Raw genomic sequence first — 19,648 nt, forward strand, 5'->3', positions numbered from 1 at the left:
ACAATGCCAAAACGTACCGACATTCAAAGCATTCTGATTCTGGGCGCCGGCCCCATTGTGATTGGCCAGGCCTGTGAGTTTGATTACTCCGGCGCCCAGGCCTGTAAGGCCCTGAGGGAAGAGGGTTACCGGGTGATTCTGGTGAACTCCAACCCGGCCACCATCATGACCGACCCTGAGATGGCCGACGCCACCTACATCGAGCCCATCCACTGGGAGGTGGTGCGCAAGATCATCGAGAAGGAGCGTCCCTGCGCCGTACTGCCCACCATGGGCGGCCAGACTGCGCTGAACTGCGCCCTGGAACTGGAGAAGCACGGCGTCCTCGAGGAGTTCGGTGTGCAGATGATCGGCGCCACCGCCGACGCCATCGACAAGGCGGAAGACCGGGCCCGTTTCGACAAGGCGATGAAGTCCATCGGCCTGGAGACTCCGCGCTCCGGCATCGCTCACACCATGGAGGAGGCCAACGCGGTCCTGGATCAGGTGGGCTTCCCCTGCATCATCCGTCCCTCCTTTACCATGGGCGGTTCCGGCGGCGGCATCGCCTACAACCGGGAGGAGTTTGAGACCATCTGTACCAATGGTTTGGATCTCTCCCCCACCAATGAACTGCTGATCGATGAGAGCCTCATCGGTTGGAAGGAGTACGAGATGGAGGTGGTGCGGGACCGCGCCGACAACTGCATCATCGTCTGTTCCATCGAAAACTTCGACCCCATGGGGGTGCACACCGGAGACTCCATCACTGTCGCCCCAGCCCAGACGCTGACCGACAAGGAGTATCAGCTGATGCGCACCGCCTCCATGAACGTGCTGCGGGAGATCGGCGTCGAGACCGGTGGCTCCAACGTACAGTGGGCGGTGAACCCCAAAGATGGTCGCCTGGTGATCATCGAGATGAACCCCCGGGTGTCCCGCTCCTCCGCCCTGGCTTCCAAGGCCACCGGTTTCCCCATCGCCAAGGTGGCGGCCAAACTGGCTGTGGGGTACACCCTGGATGAGCTGCAGAACGACATCACAGGTGGCGCCACCCCGGCCTCCTTTGAGCCCTCCATTGACTACGTGGTTACCAAGGTGCCGCGCTTCAACTTCGAGAAGTTCTCCGGTGCCAACGACCGTCTGACCACCCAGATGAAGTCTGTGGGTGAGGTGATGGCCATCGGCCGTACCTTCCAGGAGTCCCTGCAGAAAGCCCTGCGCGGCCTGGAGACCGGCATGAACGGTCTGGACTCCGTGGTCAACCTGGAGGAGAACGACTCTCTGTCCAAGATTCGCTACGAGCTGCAGGAGCCGGGTTGTGAGCGCATCTGGTTTGTGGGCGACGCCTTCCGCGCCGGCCTGTCCATGGAAGCGATTCACAAGCTGACCCACATCGACCGCTGGTTCCTGGTGCAGCTGGAAGAGCTGGTGAATCTGGAGGAGCAGGTGAAGGAGCGCGGTTTTGCCGGTCTGGATGCCGACTTCATGCGCAAGCTGAAGCGCAAAGGCTTCTCCGATGCTCGCCTGGGCCAGCTGCTGGCTCATTCCGAGTCTGAAATTCGTAAGTTGCGTCAGCGCCAGCAGGTGCTGCCTGTGTACAAGCGGGTGGACACCTGTGCCGCCGAGTTTGCCACCAACACCGCCTACATGTACTCCACCTACGAGGAGGAGTGTGAGGCTCAGCCCTCCGACAAAGACAAGATCATGGTGATCGGCGGTGGTCCTAACCGTATCGGTCAGGGTATCGAGTTCGATTACTGCTGTGTCCATGCCGCCCTGGCGATGCGTGAGGATGGCTATGAGACCATCATGGTCAACTGCAACCCGGAAACCGTGTCCACAGACTACGACACCTCCGACCGCCTCTACTTCGAGCCGGTGACTCTGGAGGATGTGCTGGAGATTGCCCGCGTTGAGCAGCCTAAGGGCGTAATTGTTCAGTACGGCGGTCAGACTCCGCTGAAACTGGCTCGTGCCCTGGAAGCGGCCGGTGTGCCCATCATCGGCACCAGCCCGGACGCCATCGACCGCGCCGAAGACCGGGAGCGTTTCCAGCAGGCGGTCGAGCGCCTGGGCCTGAAGCAGCCGGAGAACAGCACGGTGACCACTCTGGAGCAGGCGGTTCTGGATGCCGAGCGCATCGGCTACCCCCTGGTGGTGCGCCCCTCCTATGTACTGGGTGGCCGCGCCATGGAGATCGTCTACGACGAGCAGGACCTGCGCCGTTACTTCAACGAGGCGGTCAGCGTGTCCAACGAATCTCCGGTACTGCTGGACCGCTTCCTGGACGACGCCACTGAGGTGGACGTGGACGCTGTCTGCGACGGTGTGGATGTGGTTATCGGCGGCATCATGGAGCACATTGAGCAGGCGGGTGTTCACTCCGGTGACTCCGGCTGTTCCCTGCCTCCCTACACCCTGAGCCAGGATGTTCAGGACAGGATGCGGGATCAGGTGCGCAAGCTGGCCCTGGAACTGGGCGTGGTGGGTCTGATGAACGTGCAGTTCGCGGTGAAGGACGACGCCATCTATCTCATCGAGGTGAACCCCCGTGCCGCCCGTACCGTGCCTTTCGTGTCCAAGGCCACCGGTGTGCCCCTGGCCAAGATCGCCGCCCGGGTGATGGCAGGTACCAGCCTGAAGGCGCAGGACTTCACCCAGGAGGTGATTCCGCCTTACTACTCCGTCAAGGAGGTGGTGCTGCCGTTCAACAAGTTCCCTGGCGTGGATCCCCTGCTGGGTCCAGAGATGCGTTCTACCGGTGAGGTGATGGGCGTAGGCGATACCTTCGCCGAGGCTTATGCCAAGGCGCAGCTGGGCGCCATCAAGGATGTGCCCAAGTCCGGCCGGGCTTTGCTCTCCGTTCGTCAGGGTGATAAGGCCCGGGTGGCGGATCTGGCCAGCCAGCTCATCGAGCTTGGCTACCAGCTGGATGCCACCCATGGTACCGCCGTGGCACTGGGGGAAGCGGGCATCAACCCCCGTCTGGTGAATAAGATCCATGAGGGACGCCCCCACATTCTGGATCGCATCAAGAACGATGAGTACACCTACATCGTTAACACCACCGAGGGTCGTCAGGCGATTGAGGACTCCAAGCATCTGCGTCGCGGTGCCCTGCAGCACAAGGTGAACTACACCACTACCATGAACGCGGCTTTCGCCACCTGTCTGGCTCATGCGGCCGATGACCGTGGCAAGGTCAGTTCTGTGCAGGAGCTGCATCAGCGCAGTTTGAAGTAAGCTGGGTTTTTTAGCCTAACTGAGACGCCGGCAGGGGTGACCCGCCGGCGTTTTCTTATTACAATCGATGCTCCTAGCGAGAATAAACTCCCCGGATTCACCCCTATGGGGTCAGGAATTGTCCTGGCCGGGAGAGCTTTTGTCCGAACTGAATTGGAAGCAGATTATGACCCAGGTTCCTATGACCGTTGTGGGTGCTCAGCAGCTGCGTGAAGAGCTGGAGCATCTGAAACATACCAAGCGCCCCGCGATCTCCCAGGCCATCGCCGAGGCCCGTGAGCTGGGTGATCTGAAAGAGAACGCCGAGTATCACGCCGCCCGTGAAGAGCAGGGTCTGTGCGAAGCCCGTATCCGCGACATTGAGAGCAAGCTGTCTACGGCTCAGGTCATCGATGTCACCAAGATCCCCAACAATGGCCGGGTGATCTTCGGTGCCACAGTGACCATATTGAATGTGGAAACCGATGAAGAGGTGACCTACCGCATCGTGGGTGACGACGAGGCGGACCTGAAGCAGCGGATGATCTCCGTGAACTCCCCCATTGCCCGTTCTCTGGTCGGCAAAGAGCTGGATGACGTGGTGGTGGTGAAAGCCCCGGGCGGCGAGGTTGAGTACGAAATTATCGAGGTGGAGTACAAGTAATACCTTGTACTCTGGTACAAAAAAGCCGCATCGTGTGCGGCTTTTTTGTTATCGGCCCTTGGGCAGTTCGATCTTCTGTTTTTCAGAAGGGCGATACAGCACCAGGATGTGACCGATAACCTGCACCTCGGCGGCGCCGGATTCACGGACGATGGCATCGATGATGGCTCGCTTGTTGTCGCGGTCTTCGCTGGCAACCTTCACCTTGATCAGCTCATGGTGAGCCAGGGACAGTTCGATTTCAGCCATGACCCCTTCGGTCAGGCCGTTGCCACCGAGCAGAACCACGGGCTTCAGGCTGTGGGCCAACCCCTTGAGGTACTGCTTCTGCTTGGTTGTTAATTGACTCATTAGGCCACTCATTTCGTTTGGGGACTTGAAAAGCGCGTATTCTAACGCCATCTATAGCGTAATACTAATTCTTACCGTAGTGTTCCACTCCCGGTAAGATCATTGGCACATCGACGGTCTGGAGAGTTATGGCCGCTAATCCGAAAAAGAAACGCAGCGCCAGTTCCACGCGCTGGATGAAAGAACACTTCGATGACCGCTTCGTGAAGGAGGCCCAGAAGAAAGGGCTGCGCTCGCGGGCGGTCTTTAAGCTGGAGGAGATCCAGGGCAAGGACAAACTGCTTAAGCCCGGGATGACCGTAGTGGATCTGGGGGCGGCCCCGGGTGGCTGGTCTCAGTACGCGGTGCAGGAGATCGGCCTGGAGGGCCAGGTGATCGCTTGCGACATTTTATCGATGGACCCAATCGCCGGCGTCGATTTCCTCCAGGGGGATTTTCGTGAGGAAGCGGTACTGGGCGCCCTGCTGAAAAAGGTGGGGGACGATAAGGTGGACGTGGTGTTGTCGGACATGGCCCCCAACTTCTCGGGTAACGCCTCGGTGGACCAACCCTCTGCCATGTACCTGGTGGAGCTGGCTTTGGACATGTGTTACCAGGTGCTGGCCCCCAACGGCAGTTTCATCGTGAAGGTGTTCCAGGGTGAAGGATTTGATCAATACCTGGCTGACATACGTAAAGCCTTCAAAGTTGTAAAAATTCGTAAACCGGATTCCTCCCGTGCTCGGTCCCGAGAGGTCTACATTGTGGCAAGCGGCTACAAGTTGTAAGCTTGCTAAGAATAAACAAAGGAATTTGCGAGGTTCTCTACCTTGAGTGACATGGCGAAAAATCTGATTTTATGGCTGGTTATCGCTGTCGTGCTGATGTCGGTGTTTAAGGGATACAACCCTGCCAGCAGCACCGGTAATGCCATCAGCTATACCGCTTTCATTGAAGCCTACAGCAATGGCCAGGTGCCATCCGTAGAGTTCCAGGAGGATGGAATTACCATCACGGGCAAGACCCGCAACGGCGATCAGTTCATTACCTACATGCCGGCTATGGACGTGAAGCTGGTTGATGACCTGATCAAGAACAAAGTCGACATCAGTCGCCTGCCACCGGAACAGCCCAGTGTCTTGGCCCAGATCTTCATCTCCTGGTTCCCGATGCTGTTGCTGGTGGGCGTGTGGATCTTCTTTATGCGTCAGATGCAGGGGGGCGGTGGCAAAGGCGCCATGTCCTTCGGTAAGAGCAAGGCGCGCCTGATGGGCGAAGACCAGATCAAGACCACCTTCGCCGACGTCGCCGGTTGCGACGAAGCCAAGGAGGAGGTAGCGGAGCTGGTGGATTACCTGCGTGACCCCACCAAGTTCCAGAAGCTGGGCGGTAAGATCCCCACCGGCGTGCTGATGGTCGGTCCTCCGGGTACAGGTAAAACCCTGCTGGCGAAAGCCATTGCCGGTGAAGCCAAGGTGCCGTTTTTCACCATCTCCGGTTCCGATTTCGTCGAGATGTTCGTGGGTGTGGGTGCCTCCCGGGTTCGCGACATGTTCGACCAGGCCAAAAAGTCTGCCCCTTGCATCATCTTCATCGATGAAATTGATGCGGTGGGTCGTCAGCGTGGCGCCGGTCTGGGTGGTGGTCACGATGAGCGTGAGCAGACCCTGAACCAGATGCTGGTTGAGATGGATGGCTTCGAAGGTAACGAAGGTATCATCGTTATCGCTGCAACCAACCGTCCCGACGTGCTGGACCCTGCGCTGCTGCGTCCTGGTCGTTTTGACCGTCAGGTAACCGTAGGTCTGCCCGATGTTCGCGGTCGTGAGCAGATCCTCAAGGTGCATATGCGCAAGGTGCCTCTGGCAGAAGACGTGAAAGCGGATCTCATTGCCCGTGGTACCCCCGGCTTCTCCGGTGCCGACCTGGCCAACCTGGTGAACGAAGCGGCCCTGTTTGCCGCCCGTGGTAACCGTCGCCTGGTCTCCATGGAGGAGTTTGAGAAAGCAAAGGACAAGATCATGATGGGGGCGGAGCGTCGCTCCATGGTGATGACCGAGGAGGAGAAGAAGATGACCGCCTATCACGAGGCCGGTCACGCCATTGTCGGCCGCATGGTGCCTGAGCACGATCCGGTCTATAAGGTCTCCATCATTCCTCGTGGCCGTGCCCTGGGTGTCACCATGTACCTGCCTGAGCAGGATCGCTGGAGCCACTCCAAGCAGCACCTGGAGTCGATGATCTCCAGCCTCTATGGTGGCCGTATCGCCGAAGAGATCATCTATGGTGCCGACAAGGTGACCACGGGTGCCAGTAATGATATCGAGCGGGCCACCGAGATCGCCCGTAAGATGGTGACCCAGTGGGGTCTCTCCTCTCGCATGGGTCCGATGAACTATGCGGAAGAGGACGGTGAGGTGTTCCTGGGCCGCTCCATGGCCAAGGCCAGCCACATGTCCGATGAGACCGCTAAGATGATCGACGAAGAGATCAAGGACATCATCGACCGTAACTATCAGCGCTCCCTGAGCATCCTGGAGGACAACATGGATATCCTCCACACCATGACCGAAGCGCTGATGAAGTACGAAACCATTGATGCCAAGCAGATCGATGACTTGATGGCCCGTCGAGACGTGCGTGAGCCTGCGGACTGGACCAGCGGCGACTCCGATGACAAGCCTACTGGTGGCAGTAAGGTGGAGTCTGAGCCCAAGGCCCCTGAGAGCAAAGACACCGACATTGACGGTGCCGGTGCCCCCGCCAAGTAACAGAATCTGATACACTACGAAGTCCCGCCATCGGCGGGACTTTTTTATGGAGAGAGGAAACGATGAGACTCGATTGCGCCGGCCGAGTGCTGGACCTGACCCGGCCCCAGGTGATGGGGATCATCAACGTGACTCCGGACTCCTTCTCCGACGGCGGTCGCTTCAACCGCCTGGATACCGCCCTGGAGCAGGCCAGACAGATGGTCAACGACGGGGCCACCATCCTGGATGTGGGCGGCGAGTCCACCCGCCCAGGTGCGCCGGATGTGGCGCTGCAGGAGGAGCTCAACCGGGTGGTGCCTGTGGTGGAAGCCATCAGCTCCGAACTGGACGTGGTAATCTCCGTGGATACCAGCAAGGCCCAGGTGATGCGTGAAGCGGTGGCCTCCGGCGCCGGATTGATCAACGATGTTAGGGCCCTGCAGGAACCCGGCGCCCTGGCGGCGGCGGCGGATCTGCAGGTGCCGGTGTGTCTGATGCACATGCAGGGCCAGCCCAGGACCATGCAGCAGTCCCCGGTGTACGGCGAGCTGATGACCGATATCCGTGGCTTTTTCGAGGCGCGCATCGAGGCCTGTGTCGCGGCGGGGATACCCAGGGAGCTATTGCTGCTGGATCCCGGTTTTGGTTTTGGCAAGACTCTGGACCACAACTATCAGCTGCTGGCCAGAATGAGAGAGTTTCTCGATATGGGTCTGCCTCTGCTGACCGGCCTGAGCCGAAAGAGCATGTTTGGCAACTTGCTGGAACGTCAGGTGGATCAGCGCCTTGCGGCCAGCCTCGCCGGAGCCCTGCTCTGTGCCCAGGAGGGCGCGTCGGTGCTGCGTGTGCACGATGTCCGTGAGACGGTCGACGTTCTTAAGGTGCTGGCAGAGACACAGAAGTGGCAAGACGGATAAAATAGAAGCAGTTAAGCCGCTTAAGACGGTTTTTAACGGGTGAGGACTTGTAACTTAAAAAGGGGTTCGTTATTATCTCGCCCGCTTTCACAGGAGAGAAGTATGGCACTAAGACGCCCTATGGTCGCCGGCAACTGGAAGATGAACGGCTCCCGTCAGTTAGCTGATGAGCTGGTCAAGAAGTTTGCCAAGCTTAAGGATGATTCCGCCGAAGTGCTGATTTGTCCGCCGACTGTATTCCTGGAGAGTGCCAGCCGCTTGCTGGAAGAGAGCAAGCAAAGCCTGGACGGCCGACTGGTTCGCCTCGGAGCGCAGAACGTCAGCCACCACGAATATGGCGCATACACAGGTGAGGTTTCCGCCTCCATGTTGCGCGAGTTCGGATGTAAATACGTGATCATTGGTCACTCCGAGCGCCGTCGTATGTACGGTGAGACCAGTGACATCGTGGCAGATAAATTCGCCACAGCGCAGAAGATGGGACTGACTCCCATTCTGTGTGTTGGGGAGTCCCTGGCGGCCCGCGAAGCGAGCCGAACTTTTGAAGTTATCTCCGGTGAACTGGATGCGGTAATTGAAAAAGTCGGGACCTTGGCCTTCGATAATGCCATTATTGCTTACGAGCCCCTCTGGGCGGTAGGTACTGGCAAGAGCGCCACCCCAGAGCAGGCCCAAGAGGTGCATGCTTTTATCAGACAGAGACTGTCTGACGTTTCGCCCTTTATCGGCGAGAAGATTCGAATCCTGTATGGTGGCAGTGTTAAGCCCAGCAATGCAGCGGATCTCTTCTCTCAGCCCGATGTGGACGGTGGATTAATTGGCGGTGTGAGCCTCAATGCCAGCGAGTTCCTGGCAGTGTGCAGCATCGCAATGAACGCGGAATAAGCGATATGCTTTTTACGGTTTTGATGGTAGCTTACCTGCTGGTCGCCGCGGCCATTATCGGCCTGGTGCTGATTCAGCAAGGTAAAGGTGCAGACATGGGTGCCTCCTTTGGCGCCGGTGCCAGCGGTACCCTGTTCGGGTCCACAGGTTCAGGTAACTTCCTGACCCGAGCCACCGCAATCTGCGCCGTACTGTTCTTTGTACTGAGCCTGGTTCTGGGTAACATGTCCTCTCATAAGGGCAAGGTGACCAGCGACTTCGAAACCATCGAAGTGGAGCAGCCTGTACAGGACAACCTGCCGCAGTAACAGAATACGCCGAGGTGGTGGAATTGGTAGACACGCTATCTTGAGGGGGTAGTGTCCTATGGACGTGCGGGTTCAAGTCCCGCTCTCGGCACCATACCGAAAAAGGTCGATTGAAAAATCGGCCTTTTTTCTTTTTTGTGGCTTGGTGATGCCCTTGCGTGGTCAAGGCTGCATCAGTATAATCTAGGCCGCTGGTTTGACCCCCCTCCCGAGGGGCAGCGATGGACTAAACTGTTGAGGGTAATCTCGCGGTTGTTGTCCGGTGCTGAGGGCAGACCGCAGATCTCCGTAATCACCGCAAGGTGATGTTGTACTACCGAGAAGGCCGCGACGGAGGCGGTGAGCTGTTCCCCTGGAATGGTTCGATGACCCAAGTCATCCTAAACAGGGTCCAGCGCACTTTAAGCCCCGTTTTGCTCGGGGCTTTTTGTTATCTGAACCACTGTGATGGAGACGATAGCGCAATCACATGGGGCTGTAGAGAACAGGCCATCTGATTGTGTTTATCGTAATTGTCACTTTGATAACAGGGCTTTAGGCCCTTTTTTCGTTTGTAGGGGGAGGCGCAATGGCTACGTTAGAGCAACGCTTAACCGATATGTTGCAAGAACCGGTGGTGGCCCTGGGCTACGAGCTGGTTGGTATTCAGTATGTTCGTGCCGGTTCGCACTCCACTCTTAGGGTGTTTATCGACCACGAAAACGGCATCACAGTGGATGACTGTGCCGAGGTGAGCCGCCAGGTAGGCGCGGTGCTGGATGTGGAAGACCCCATCAGCACCGAGTACAACCTGGAGGTTTCTTCTCCCGGCATCGAGCGTCCTCTGTTTACGCCGGCCCATTATCAACGCTTCATCGGCGAGGAGGTGAATGTCCTGCTCAACATGCCGATGGAGGGTAAACGCAAGCTGAAGGGCGAGATCAAGTCTGTAGAAGGCGAAATGATCACCCTGTCAGTGCAAGGTAAGGATCAGGAAGTGGCTTTAGCTAACGTGCGGCAAGCCCACCTGGTAGCTAAATTCTGAGAGTTTCAGGGTGAAACGAGGCTGACCCATGAGCAAAGAGATTTTATTAGTCGCCGAAGCGGTATCTAACGAAAAAGCACTGCCGCGTGAGAAGATTTTCGAGGCCCTGGAAACGGCCCTGGCGACTGCCACTAAGAAAAAGTATGAGATTGAGATCGAGGTTCGCGTCGAGATCGATCAGAAAACCGGTGAGTTCGACACCTTCCGCCGCTGGCTGGTAGTGGAAGACGACGCGGAGATGGAGGAGCCTACCAAGGAGATCTCCCTGTCCGCGGCGCGCGCCATGTACGAAGATGAGAGCATCGAAGCCGGTGACTACGTGGAAGAACAGATCGAGTCTGTGAAGTTCGACCGCATCACCACCCAGACCGCCAAGCAGGTAATCGTGCAGAAGGTACGCGAAGCCGAGCGTGGCCTGATCATCGAGCAGTTCCGCGATAAAGAGGGACAGCTGGTGACCGGCGTGGTGAAGAAGGTGAACCGCGACTCCGTCATCCTGGACCTGGGCAACAACGCCGACGCGATCCTGTATCGCGAAGAGATGCTGCCCCGCGAAAACTTCCGCCCCGGCGACCGCGTTCGTGCTCTGCTGTTCTCTGTGCGCCCCGAGTCCCGTGGTGCCCAGCTGTTCCTGAGCCGCACCAAGCCAGAGATGCTGATCGAACTGTTCCGCATCGAGGTGCCGGAGATTGGCGAGGAGATGATTGAGATTATGGGCGCCGCCCGTGATCCAGGCTCCCGAGCCAAGATCGCCGTGAAGAGCAACGATAAGCGTATCGACCCCGTCGGTGCCTGTGTGGGCATGCGTGGTGCCCGAGTTCAGGCGGTATCCGGTGAGCTGGGTGGTGAACGTATCGACATCGTCCTGTGGGACGACAACGTGGCTCAGTACGTGATCAAGGCGATGGCGCCTGCGGATGTCGGCTCCATTGTGGTGGACGAAGACGCTCACTCCATGGACGTTGCCGTAGAGCCTGACAGCCTGGCCCAGGCCATTGGTCGTAACGGTCAGAACGTACGTCTGGCGTCTCAGTTGACCGAGTGGGAACTGAACGTGATGACCACCGATGACATGGCCACCAAGCACCAGGAAGAGTCTGATCGTCTGATCACCCTGTTTGTAGACGGCCTGGACATCGACGACGAGTTCGCCGAAGTCCTGGTTGATGAGGGCTTCACCAGCCTGGAAGAGATCGCCTACGTGCCAATTCAGGAGCTGCTGGAGATCGAAGGCCTGGAGGAGGAGATGGTTGAGGAGCTGCGAGAGCGCGCCAAAGCCGCCCTGACCACCAAGGCCCTGGCCAGCGAAGAAGCCCTGGACGGTGCCGAGCCTGCTGAAGACCTGCTGGGTCTGGAGGGCCTGGATCGTCACCTGGCCTACGTGCTGGCTTCCAAGGGTGTTATTACCCTGGAAGATCTGGCCGAGCAAGGCATCGATGACCTGAGTGAAATTGAAGAGCTGACCGAAGAAAAGGCCGGCGAACTGATTATGGCCGCCCGCAACATTTGCTGGTTCAGTGACGAGGCCTGAGTCGATCAACGGAGGATTCAAGAAATATGGCAGATTTGACAGTAGAACAACTCGCCAAAGAAGTAGGTAAGCCGGTTGATCGTTTGGTTGCCCAGTTTGCCGAAGCCGGCATTAAGAAAGGTGCTAGCGACAGCGTTACTCAACAGGAGAAAGAGACCCTGCTGAGCCACCTGTCCGGCCAGCACGGGGGCGGCACGGAGCCTACCCGCATGACTCTGCAACGCAAGAAGCGCTCTACTCTGAGCGTGAACGCCGGCGGAGGCAAATCAAAGGACGTACAGGTTGAGGTGCGCAAGAAGCGCACCTATGTGAAGCGCAGCGCGATTGAAGAGCAGCAACGTCAGGAAGAGGAAGCCCGTAAGGCCGCAGAAGAAGCGGCGCGCCGAGAGGCGGAGGAGCGGGCCAAACGTGAAGCCGAAGAGATAGCCAAGCGCGAAGCACAAGAGAAAGCCAAACGTGACGCCGAGGATAAGGCCAAGCGACAGGCAGCAGAGAAAGCCAAGCGCGAGGAGCAAGAGAAGTTGATGGCGAAAGATAAGGCCCAAGATGATACCGCCCGTCAGGAAGCGGAGAAACTGAAGGCAGCCCAGGAAGCCGAAGCCGCTCGTAAGGCGGAAGAGGAAGCCAAAGCCAAGGCCGAAGAGGCCAAGCGTCTGGCGGAAGAGAACGCCAAGCGCTGGGAACAGGAAGAGAAGGAGCGTAAGGCCCGCGAGCAAGCGGATTACCACGTGACCACCTCTACCGCTGCCCGTGCAGCAGAAGACGCTTCCGACGCCCAGGCCGAGCGCGGCCGTCGTCGCAAGAAGAAAAAGCCTGCCGACGACCGTGTCGCTCGCGGTCCTCAGCGTGGTCGCGGCCGTGGCCGTGGCAAGCCTGCTGCCAACCAGCACGGCTTCCAGAAGCCTGTTGAAAAGGTAACTCGCGACGTTGAAGTGGGTGAAACCATCACCGTAGGTGAACTGGCCAACAAGATGGCCGTGAAGGCCACCGAAGTGATCAAGGTGATGATGAAGATGGGCGCCATGGCGACCATCAACCAGGTGATCGATCAGGAAACCGCCGTTCTGGTGTGTGAAGAGATGGGTCACAAGGTGATTCTGCGTAACGAAAACGAGCTGGAAGATTCCGTACTGTCCGATCGCGACACCGGTGCTGAGTCTGTGCCACGTGCACCCGTTGTAACCATCATGGGCCACGTTGACCACGGTAAGACCTCTCTGCTGGATTACATCCGTCGCGCCAAGGTGGCCGATGGTGAGGCCGGTGGTATTACCCAGCACATCGGTGCCTACCACGTAGAAACCGGCAACGGCATGATCACCTTCCTGGATACTCCTGGCCACGCAGCCTTTACCTCCATGCGTGCCCGTGGTGCCCAGGCGACCGACCTGGTAGTTCTGGTGGTAGCAGCCGACGACGGCGTGATGCCTCAGACCATCGAAGCGATTCAGCACTCCAAGGCGGCCGGTGTGCCCCTGGTGATTGCCGTGAACAAGATGGATAAAGAGTCCGCCGATCCGGATCGCGTTAAGAACGAGCTGTCTCAGCACGACGTGATCCCTGAGGACTGGGGTGGTGAGCACATGTTTGTTCACGTCTCCGCCAAGTCCGGCATGGGCATCGACGAGCTGCTGGAAGGCATCCTGCTGCAGTCCGAAGTACTGGAACTGACCGCACGCAAAGAGGGCATGGCTCGCGGCGTGGTGATCGAGTCCCGCCTGGATAAGGGCCGCGGTCCTATCGCCTCCGTTTTGGTACAGGAAGGTACTCTGAACCAGGGCGACATCGTTCTCTGTGGTCTGGAGTATGGCCGTGTTCGTGCCATGCGCGATGAGAACGGTAAAGAGATCAAGTCTGCCGGTCCTTCCATCCCTGTAGAGATCCTGGGTCTGTCCGGGGTTCCTGCTGCCGGTGATGAAGCCACCGTAGTTCGTGACGAGAAGAAAGCCCGTGAAGTGGCCCTGCACCGTCAGGGTAAGTTCCGCGAGGTGAAACTGGCCCGTCAGCAGAAGGCGAAACTGGAGAACATGTTTGCCAACATGCAGGAAGGGGATGTGTCCGAACTGAACGTGGTCCTGAAGGCCGACGTACAGGGCTCCCTGGAAGCCATTGCCGACTCCCTGATGAAGCTGTCCACCGACGAGGTGAAGGTGAACATCATCGGTCGTGGCGTGGGTGGTATCACCGAGACCGACGCCTCTCTGGCGGCGGCGTCCAACGCCATCATGGTGGGCTTCAACGTCCGTGCCGATGCCGTTGCCCGTCGCACCGTCGAGAACGAGAACCTGGATCTGCGCTACTACAGCGTGATCTACGACCTCATCGATGAGGTGAAGGCGGCCATGAGCGGTATGCTGGCCCCTGAGTTCAAGCAGGAGATCATCGGTCTGGCTGAAGTGCGTGACGTGTTCAAGTCGCCCAAGATTGGTGCGGTTGCCGGCTGTATGGTTACCGAGGGTATCGTTAAGCGCTCCGCCCCCATCCGTGTACTTCGTGAAAACGTGGTTATCTACGAAGGCGAGCTGGAGTCCCTGCGTCGCTTCAAGGACGACGTTGCCGAAGTGCGTAACGGCATGGAGTGTGGTATCGGCGTGAAGAACTACAATGACGTGAGAGTCGGCGACCAGATCGAAGTCTTCGAAACCGTCGAAGTGAAGCGTACCCTGTAAGCAATTGAGTAGGGGAGGGGAAACCCTCCCCGGATTTAGGTGTTATGGCGAGAGAATTCAGTCGAACCCGGCGTGTCAATGAGCAGATCCAGCGTGAGCTGGCGATGATTCTGATGCGCGAGATCCGGGATCCCCGCCTGGGGATGACCACCATCAACGACGTTGAGGTGTCCCGGGATCTCAACTATGCCAAGGTGTTTGTGACCTTTCTGGACGACGAGCCAGAGCAGGTTAAGAGCCAGATGGACGCGCTGCTTGAGCTGGCGCCCTACATCCGCTCACTGCTGGCCTCCAGCCTGCGCAATATGCGCGCCATTCCCGAACTGCGCTTCACCTACGACAAGTCGTTGGTGGAGGGGATCCGCATGACCAATGCGGTGAACAAGGCGGTTGCCGAGGATGAGGCTAAGGCCGAAAAGCACGGCACTCAAGAGTCAGATGAGGATCAGAAGTAATGGCCAGACGTCGTTTTCGCGGCCGATTGGTTGACGGCATTGTCCTGCTGGACAAGCCGGCGGGCATCACCTCTAACGATGCCCTGCAGAGGGTAAAACGCATCTACAACGCCGCCAAGGCGGGGCACACCGGTGCCCTGGACCCTTTGGCGACCGGGATGCTGCCTCTGTGCTTTGGTGAAGCCACCAAGTTTTCCCAGTACCTGCTGGAGGCGGATAAGCGCTATCGCGTTGTTGCCAAGCTGGGTGTCCGCACCACCACCTCGGACGCCGATGGTGAAGTGGTTGAGGAGCGCCCGGTGAACATCAGCCTGGGAGAGATCAACAAGGCCATTGACCACTTCCGTGGTGAGTCGATGCAGATCCCCAGCATGTACTCCGCCCTGAAGTATCAGGGTGAGCCCCTGTACAAGTATGCCCGCCAGGGCATCGAGGTGCCCCGTGAGGCCCGCCCCATCAACGTCTACGAAGCGGAGCTGATCCGATTCGAAGGCGATGAAGTGGAGATGGAACTGCACGTGTCCAAGGGCACTTACATCCGCACCATTGTCGACGACATGGGCGAGCTGCTGGGCTGCGGAGCGCACGTTACCGTGCTGCGTCGTACCCAGGTGGCCGGTTACCCCTATGAGCGCATGGTCAACCTGGAACAGCTGGAAAACCTGCTGCAACAGGCCCTGGACCAGGGCCGTAAGCCCAAAGAGCTGCTGGATCCCCTGCTGCTGCCGATGGACACTGCGGTGATGACTCTGCCTGAGGTGAACATGAACGAGGTGGTGGCCAGCTACATCATGCAGGGCCAGCCTGTTCAGGTTCCCAAGGCGCCCAAAGAGGGTGCGGTACGCCTGACCGTGGGCAGCCAGCGGGTGTTTGTCGGTGTCGGTGAAATCGACGCAGACGGCCTGGTGGCACCAAAGAGGCTGATTAACGTCAGCCAGGGTTGAGTCCAGGGGACACAGCCGCTAGAATACCCCGTCCTGCTGGAGCTGAATTAGTGATCGGCCCAGCCTATTTGTAAATTCGGAGATTATTATGTCACTAAGCACTGAAGCGAAAGCAAAGATTCTGGCTGAGTTTGGCCGCGGCGAGAACGATTCCGGTTCTCCTGAGGTTCAGGTAGCTCTGCTGACCCACCAGATCAACCATCTGCAAGGTCACTTCAAGAAGCACATCCACGATCACCACAGCCGTCGTGGTCTGCTGCGCATGGTTTCCCAGCGTCGTAAGCTGCTGGACTACCTGAAGCGTAAGAACCACACCTCCTACGCTGAGCTGATCGCCAAGCTGGGCCTGCGTCGCTAATAGATGCATTCCGAAAGAGAGGGGACCCTTTGGGGTCCCCTTTTTTGTATTTGGTTACTGGGCCTCTTTCAAGTGGGTACAACAACGAGTCAGTGGCAGTGAGACGTTCCCTCCGGGCTGATTTTGGCGGGCTTTATGCTGTGTTACGCAATCTTACTTTAGAGCCACTAGAGCTTCGTTTGCCTGCCTTGCCTAAAGCCCGTTAAATTTCAGCTGAATGGCCAGATATTTAGTGCAATTGGTATAGGTGAGCGATTTTTCCACCTTTTCCCCCTTGACGCCTGTCATTCCCCCAGCATTGCAGTATACTAATCCGCGAAATTTAAGGTTAAAAATACTGCTAAGGAACACATAACGTGAATCCCGTCATTAAGAGTTTTGAGTATGGCCGTCACACGGTCACTCTGGAGACCGGTGTCATCGCTCGTCAGGCTGACGCCGCCGTACTGGCAAGCATGGGTGATACCACCGTGCTGGTTACCGTTGTTGGTAAAAAGCAGGCCGATCCCGGTCGCGACTTCTTCCCTCTGACGGTGAACTACCAGGAGAAAACTTACGCAGCGGGCAAGATTCCAGGCGGTTTCTTCAAGCGTGAAGGTCGTCCTTCCGAAGGTGAGACTCTGACTGCTCGCCTGATCGACCGTCCTATTCGTCCTCTGTTCCCCAAAGGGTTCAAGAACGAGGTTCAGGTTGTTGCCACCGTAGTGTCTGTTGATCCTGAGATCCAGCCTGACGTGGTTGCCATGATTGGTGCATCCGCCGCCCTGGCCCTGTCCGGTATCCCCTTCGCCGGCCCCATCGGTTGTGCCCGCGTAGGTTACAAAGATGGCGACTACCTGCTGAACCCCTCCATCACCGAGCTGGAAGAGAGCGATCTGGACCTGGTGGTTGCCGGTACTGCCGACGCGGTACTGATGGTAGAGTCCGAAGCGGCTATGCTGTCCGAGTCCGTGATGCTGGGTGCCGTGGTATTCGGTCACCAGGAGCAGCAGAAAGTGATCGCTGCCATCAACGAACTGAAGGCCGAAGCTGGCAAGCCTACCTGGGACTGGACTGCCCCTGAGAAGAACGAAGCCCTGATCGCCAAGGTGGCCGAGCTGGCCGAGGCCGACATGGGCGATGCCTACCGCATCACCGACAAGATGGAGCGTAAGGACGCCGTCGACGCCGTTAAAGCCAAAGCCAAAGAAGCGCTGCTGGCCGAAAACGAAGAGCTGGATGGTCAGGAGATCTCCGACGTTCTGGGTAGCCTGGAAAAGACCGTGGTTCGTGGCCGCGTTCTGGCCGGCGAGCCACGTATCGATGGTCGTAACACCAAGATGATCCGCGCCCTGTCCGTGGCTCCAGGTGTTCTGCCCCGTACTCACGGTTCTGCCCTGTTCACCCGTGGTGAGACTCAGGCCCTGGTTGCCGCTACCCTGGGTACCGAGCGTGACGCTCAGATGATCGATGAGCTGACCGGTGTTCGCACCGATCGCTTCATGCTGCACTACAACTTCCCTCCCTACTGTGTGGGCGAAACCGGCATGATCGGTTCTCCCAAGCGCCGCGAAATCGGCCACGGTAAGCTGGCCAAGCGCGGTGTGATGGCGGTTATGCCCTCTGCTGAAGAGTTCCCATACTCCATCCGTGTGGTAAGTGAGATCACCGAGTCCAACGGTTCCTCCTCAATGGCTTCCGTATGTGGTACCTCTCTGGCCCTGATGGACGCCGGTGTGCCAATTAAGGCCTCCGTAGCCGGTATCGCCATGGGTCTGGTGAAGGAAGGCGACAACTACGTGGTTCTGTCTGACATCCTGGGTGACGAAGACCACCTGGGTGACATGGACTTCAAGGTTGCCGGTAGCCGTGACGGTATTACCGCCCTGCAGATGGACATCAAGATCGCCGGTATTACCCAGGAGATCATGCAGGTTGCCCTGAAGCAGGCCTACGAGGCCCGTATTCACATCCTGAACGTGATGGATGAGAGCCTGCCTTCCGCCCGTGAAGAGCTGTCCGAGCATGCACCTCGCATCACCACCATCAAGATCCACCCTGACAAGATCCGCGACGTGATCGGTAAGGGCGGCGTGAACATCCGTGCTCTGACCGAAGAGACCGGTACCACCATCGAGATCGAAGACGACGGTACCGTGAAGATCGCCTCCAGCGATGGCGCGGCTTCTGCCGAAGCGGTTCGTCGCATCGAAGCGATCACCGCCGACGTGGAAGAGGGTCGCATCTACGAAGGTAAGGTTGTTCGCATCGTAGACTTCGGTGCCTTCGTGAACATCCTGCCTGGCAAAGATGGTCTGGTTCACATCTCCCAGATCACCGCCGAGCGCGTAAACAACGTGGCTGACCACCTGTCCATTGGCCAGGAAGTGAAAGTGAAAGTTGTGGAAGTGGACCGTCAGGGCCGCATCCGTCTTTCCATCAAAGACGCCATCGAAGGTGAAGCCAAGGGCGAATAAGTCCGGTTTTCATCCTTAGCAAAAGGGAGCCTTGGGGCTCCCTTTTCTTTTTCCGGTGCGGTGAAATTCCGATGGATACTTGGGGAACCCCGGGGACTATTGCGCCTCTAACTCCTTAGTTTTTTGACGTTGTACAAATAGTTAATGCGTTTGCCATGGTCCCCCTCTACAATGAGAGCATACATGGCACGCCGCTGCTTTAGCGGCGGCAAAAGGATGGTTCTATGAGATTAAGACAATACTGGCTGGCCCTGGGGGTCCTCTGCCTCGGTTTGACCGGTTGCGCCGCAACCCCAGAGGCACCCAAGGAGCAGGGCGGTGGCCAGATGATGCTGGTGACGCCGTTGCAGCCAGATGCCAACCTGGAGCTGGCTCTGGCCAAGATCAGCGAAGTGCTGATCACCGCCGAGCTGTCCGAGGAGCAGCGTGCCCGGTTCCTCTATGACCGTGGTGTGCTGTATGACAGTGTTGGCCTGCGCACCCTGGCACGCATCGATTTCTCCCGCGCCCTGAAGCTGCGCCCGGACCTGCCCGATGCCTACAACTTCATGGGGATCTACCTGACCCAGGCAATGGAGTTTGATCAGGCTTATGAAGCCTTCGACGCGGTGCTGGAGCTCGACCCCGAGTATGATTTTGCCTTTCTCAATCGCGGTATTGCCCTCTACTACGGCAGCCGGCCGCAGCTGGCGATGTCTGATCTGGAGGAGTTCTACAACCGGGACACCGGCGACGCCTACCGTGCCCTGTGGCTCTATCTGGCTGAGCGCCAGGGCAACTCTGAGCAGGCACTGGTAGGCCTAAAGGCCCGCAGTCAGGGCATTCAGGATGGCTGGGGCGCTGCCCTGGTTGCCTACTACCTGGGTGAACTGGACGAAGGTCAGCTTCTGGCTGCGGCCAGGCAGGACCTGAGCCATCAGAAGCAACTGGCAGAGCGTCTGTGTGAAGCTTACTTCTATATGGGCAAGCAGGCCAGGATGGACGGTCAGCCAAGGCGGGCTCTGAACCTGTTCAAGCTGTCACTGGCCACCAACGTCTATGAGTTCGTCGAGCATCGCTACTCCATCATGGAGATGCGTCAGATTGCTGAGCAATTGATGGAAGAGGCGGAGCAGGAGACACAGGCCAACTAGGCCCTGGTGCAACAGAC

General features: G+C 58.2%; 16 protein-coding genes and 1 tRNA gene. 16 read left to right on the top strand and 1 reads right to left on the bottom strand.

Annotated features, from left to right (window positions below; genetic code table 11):
- The first annotated feature begins 3 nt into the window (after positions 1-3).
- Both carB and greA read left to right on the top strand, forming a co-directional pair.
- Complete coding sequence (gene carB, locus QUE41_RS04650; protein ID WP_286341765.1) at positions 4-3,225, top strand: carbamoyl-phosphate synthase large subunit; 3,222 nt, start codon at positions 4-6, stop codon at positions 3,223-3,225.
- A gap of 166 nt (positions 3,226-3,391) precedes the next feature.
- Positions 3,392-3,868 carry a transcription elongation factor GreA gene (gene greA, locus QUE41_RS04655; protein ID WP_286341766.1) on the top strand — a complete coding sequence of 159 codons (477 nt, stop codon included), beginning with the start codon at positions 3,392-3,394 and terminating at the stop codon, positions 3,866-3,868.
- Between the two features lie 48 nt (positions 3,869-3,916).
- On the opposite strand, the gene yhbY is transcribed toward greA, so the two are convergent.
- Positions 3,917-4,219 carry a ribosome assembly RNA-binding protein YhbY gene (yhbY, locus tag QUE41_RS04660; protein WP_286341767.1) on the bottom strand — a complete coding sequence of 101 codons (303 nt, stop codon included), beginning with the start codon at positions 4,217-4,219 and terminating at the stop codon, positions 3,917-3,919.
- Between the two features lie 128 nt (positions 4,220-4,347).
- Here yhbY and rlmE point away from each other — a divergent pair, with 128 nt between their 5' ends.
- From rlmE to nlpI, 14 genes are all read left to right on the top strand, one after another.
- Positions 4,348-4,986 carry a 23S rRNA (uridine(2552)-2'-O)-methyltransferase RlmE gene (rlmE, locus tag QUE41_RS04665; RefSeq protein ID WP_286341768.1) on the top strand — a complete coding sequence of 213 codons (639 nt, stop codon included), beginning with the start codon at positions 4,348-4,350 and terminating at the stop codon, positions 4,984-4,986.
- A 42-nt stretch (positions 4,987-5,028) separates the two neighbouring features.
- The gene (gene ftsH, locus QUE41_RS04670) at positions 5,029-6,969 is read left to right on the top strand and encodes an ATP-dependent zinc metalloprotease FtsH (RefSeq protein ID WP_286341769.1); all 1,941 of its coding nucleotides are present in this window, start codon (positions 5,029-5,031) and stop codon (positions 6,967-6,969) included.
- A 62-nt stretch (positions 6,970-7,031) separates the two neighbouring features.
- Entirely contained in the window at positions 7,032-7,868 is an 837-nt protein-coding gene (gene folP / locus QUE41_RS04675; protein ID WP_286341770.1) for a dihydropteroate synthase, read from the top strand.
- A gap of 102 nt (positions 7,869-7,970) precedes the next feature.
- On the top strand, positions 7,971-8,753 hold the full coding sequence (tpiA, locus tag QUE41_RS04680) for a triose-phosphate isomerase (RefSeq protein WP_286341771.1): 783 nt from the start codon (positions 7,971-7,973) through the stop codon (positions 8,751-8,753).
- Between the two features lie 5 nt (positions 8,754-8,758).
- Positions 8,759-9,061: a preprotein translocase subunit SecG gene (secG, locus tag QUE41_RS04685; RefSeq protein ID WP_286341772.1), complete on the top strand. Its 303-nt coding sequence runs from the start codon at positions 8,759-8,761 to the stop codon at positions 9,059-9,061.
- Positions 9,062-9,069: 8 nt separating this feature from the next.
- A tRNA-Leu gene (locus tag QUE41_RS04690) sits at positions 9,070-9,155 on the top strand.
- A gap of 474 nt (positions 9,156-9,629) precedes the next feature.
- On the top strand, positions 9,630-10,085 hold the full coding sequence (gene rimP / locus QUE41_RS04695; RefSeq protein WP_286341773.1) for a ribosome maturation factor RimP: 456 nt from the start codon (positions 9,630-9,632) through the stop codon (positions 10,083-10,085).
- A 28-nt stretch (positions 10,086-10,113) separates the two neighbouring features.
- Entirely contained in the window at positions 10,114-11,616 is a 1,503-nt protein-coding gene (gene nusA / locus QUE41_RS04700) for a transcription termination factor NusA (protein ID WP_286341774.1), read from the top strand.
- A gap of 26 nt (positions 11,617-11,642) precedes the next feature.
- Positions 11,643-14,285, top strand: a complete 2,643-nt coding sequence (infB, locus tag QUE41_RS04705; protein ID WP_286341775.1) for a translation initiation factor IF-2 — start codon at positions 11,643-11,645, stop codon at positions 14,283-14,285.
- Between the two features lie 44 nt (positions 14,286-14,329).
- Entirely contained in the window at positions 14,330-14,740 is a 411-nt protein-coding gene (gene rbfA / locus QUE41_RS04710) for a 30S ribosome-binding factor RbfA (protein ID WP_286341776.1), read from the top strand.
- The gene (truB, locus tag QUE41_RS04715; RefSeq protein WP_028108593.1) at positions 14,740-15,684 is read left to right on the top strand and encodes a tRNA pseudouridine(55) synthase TruB; all 945 of its coding nucleotides are present in this window, start codon (positions 14,740-14,742) and stop codon (positions 15,682-15,684) included. Before rbfA ends, truB begins: the two co-directional genes overlap by 1 nt.
- Before the next feature lie 88 nt (positions 15,685-15,772).
- Positions 15,773-16,042, top strand: coding sequence for a 30S ribosomal protein S15 (gene rpsO, locus QUE41_RS04720; RefSeq protein WP_028108592.1), 270 nt, complete (start codon positions 15,773-15,775; stop codon positions 16,040-16,042).
- A 356-nt stretch (positions 16,043-16,398) separates the two neighbouring features.
- Positions 16,399-18,498: a polyribonucleotide nucleotidyltransferase gene (pnp, locus tag QUE41_RS04725; RefSeq protein ID WP_286341777.1), complete on the top strand. Its 2,100-nt coding sequence runs from the start codon at positions 16,399-16,401 to the stop codon at positions 18,496-18,498.
- 224 nt (positions 18,499-18,722) lie between these two features.
- Positions 18,723-19,631, top strand: coding sequence for a lipoprotein NlpI (gene nlpI, locus QUE41_RS04730; RefSeq protein ID WP_286341778.1), 909 nt, complete (start codon positions 18,723-18,725; stop codon positions 19,629-19,631).
- Positions 19,632-19,648 lie beyond the last annotated feature (17 nt).

The organism is Ferrimonas sp. YFM, assembly GCF_030296015.1.
Taxonomy (GTDB): Bacteria; Pseudomonadota; Gammaproteobacteria; order Enterobacterales; family Shewanellaceae; genus Ferrimonas.

What these genes read in the sequence shown, in the direction of transcription:
- tpiA (WP_286341771.1), top strand. Translation starts at nt 7,971, where the DNA reads ATGGCACTAAGACGCCCTATGGTCGCCGGCAACTGGAAGATGAACGGC.
- yhbY (WP_286341767.1), bottom strand. Translation starts at nt 4,219, where the DNA reads ATGAGTCAATTAACAACCAAGCAGAAGCAGTACCTCAAGGGGTTGGCC.
- nlpI (WP_286341778.1), top strand. Translation starts at nt 18,723, where the DNA reads ATGAGATTAAGACAATACTGGCTGGCCCTGGGGGTCCTCTGCCTCGGT.
- rpsO (WP_028108592.1), top strand. Translation starts at nt 15,773, where the DNA reads ATGTCACTAAGCACTGAAGCGAAAGCAAAGATTCTGGCTGAGTTTGGC.
- greA (WP_286341766.1), top strand. Translation starts at nt 3,392, where the DNA reads ATGACCCAGGTTCCTATGACCGTTGTGGGTGCTCAGCAGCTGCGTGAA.
- truB (WP_028108593.1), top strand. Translation starts at nt 14,740, where the DNA reads ATGGCCAGACGTCGTTTTCGCGGCCGATTGGTTGACGGCATTGTCCTG.
- rlmE (WP_286341768.1), top strand. Translation starts at nt 4,348, where the DNA reads ATGGCCGCTAATCCGAAAAAGAAACGCAGCGCCAGTTCCACGCGCTGG.
- nusA (WP_286341774.1), top strand. Translation starts at nt 10,114, where the DNA reads ATGAGCAAAGAGATTTTATTAGTCGCCGAAGCGGTATCTAACGAAAAA.
- secG (WP_286341772.1), top strand. Translation starts at nt 8,759, where the DNA reads ATGCTTTTTACGGTTTTGATGGTAGCTTACCTGCTGGTCGCCGCGGCC.
- carB (WP_286341765.1), top strand. Translation starts at nt 4, where the DNA reads ATGCCAAAACGTACCGACATTCAAAGCATTCTGATTCTGGGCGCCGGC.
- folP (WP_286341770.1), top strand. Translation starts at nt 7,032, where the DNA reads ATGAGACTCGATTGCGCCGGCCGAGTGCTGGACCTGACCCGGCCCCAG.
- rbfA (WP_286341776.1), top strand. Translation starts at nt 14,330, where the DNA reads ATGGCGAGAGAATTCAGTCGAACCCGGCGTGTCAATGAGCAGATCCAG.
- infB (WP_286341775.1), top strand. Translation starts at nt 11,643, where the DNA reads ATGGCAGATTTGACAGTAGAACAACTCGCCAAAGAAGTAGGTAAGCCG.
- rimP (WP_286341773.1), top strand. Translation starts at nt 9,630, where the DNA reads ATGGCTACGTTAGAGCAACGCTTAACCGATATGTTGCAAGAACCGGTG.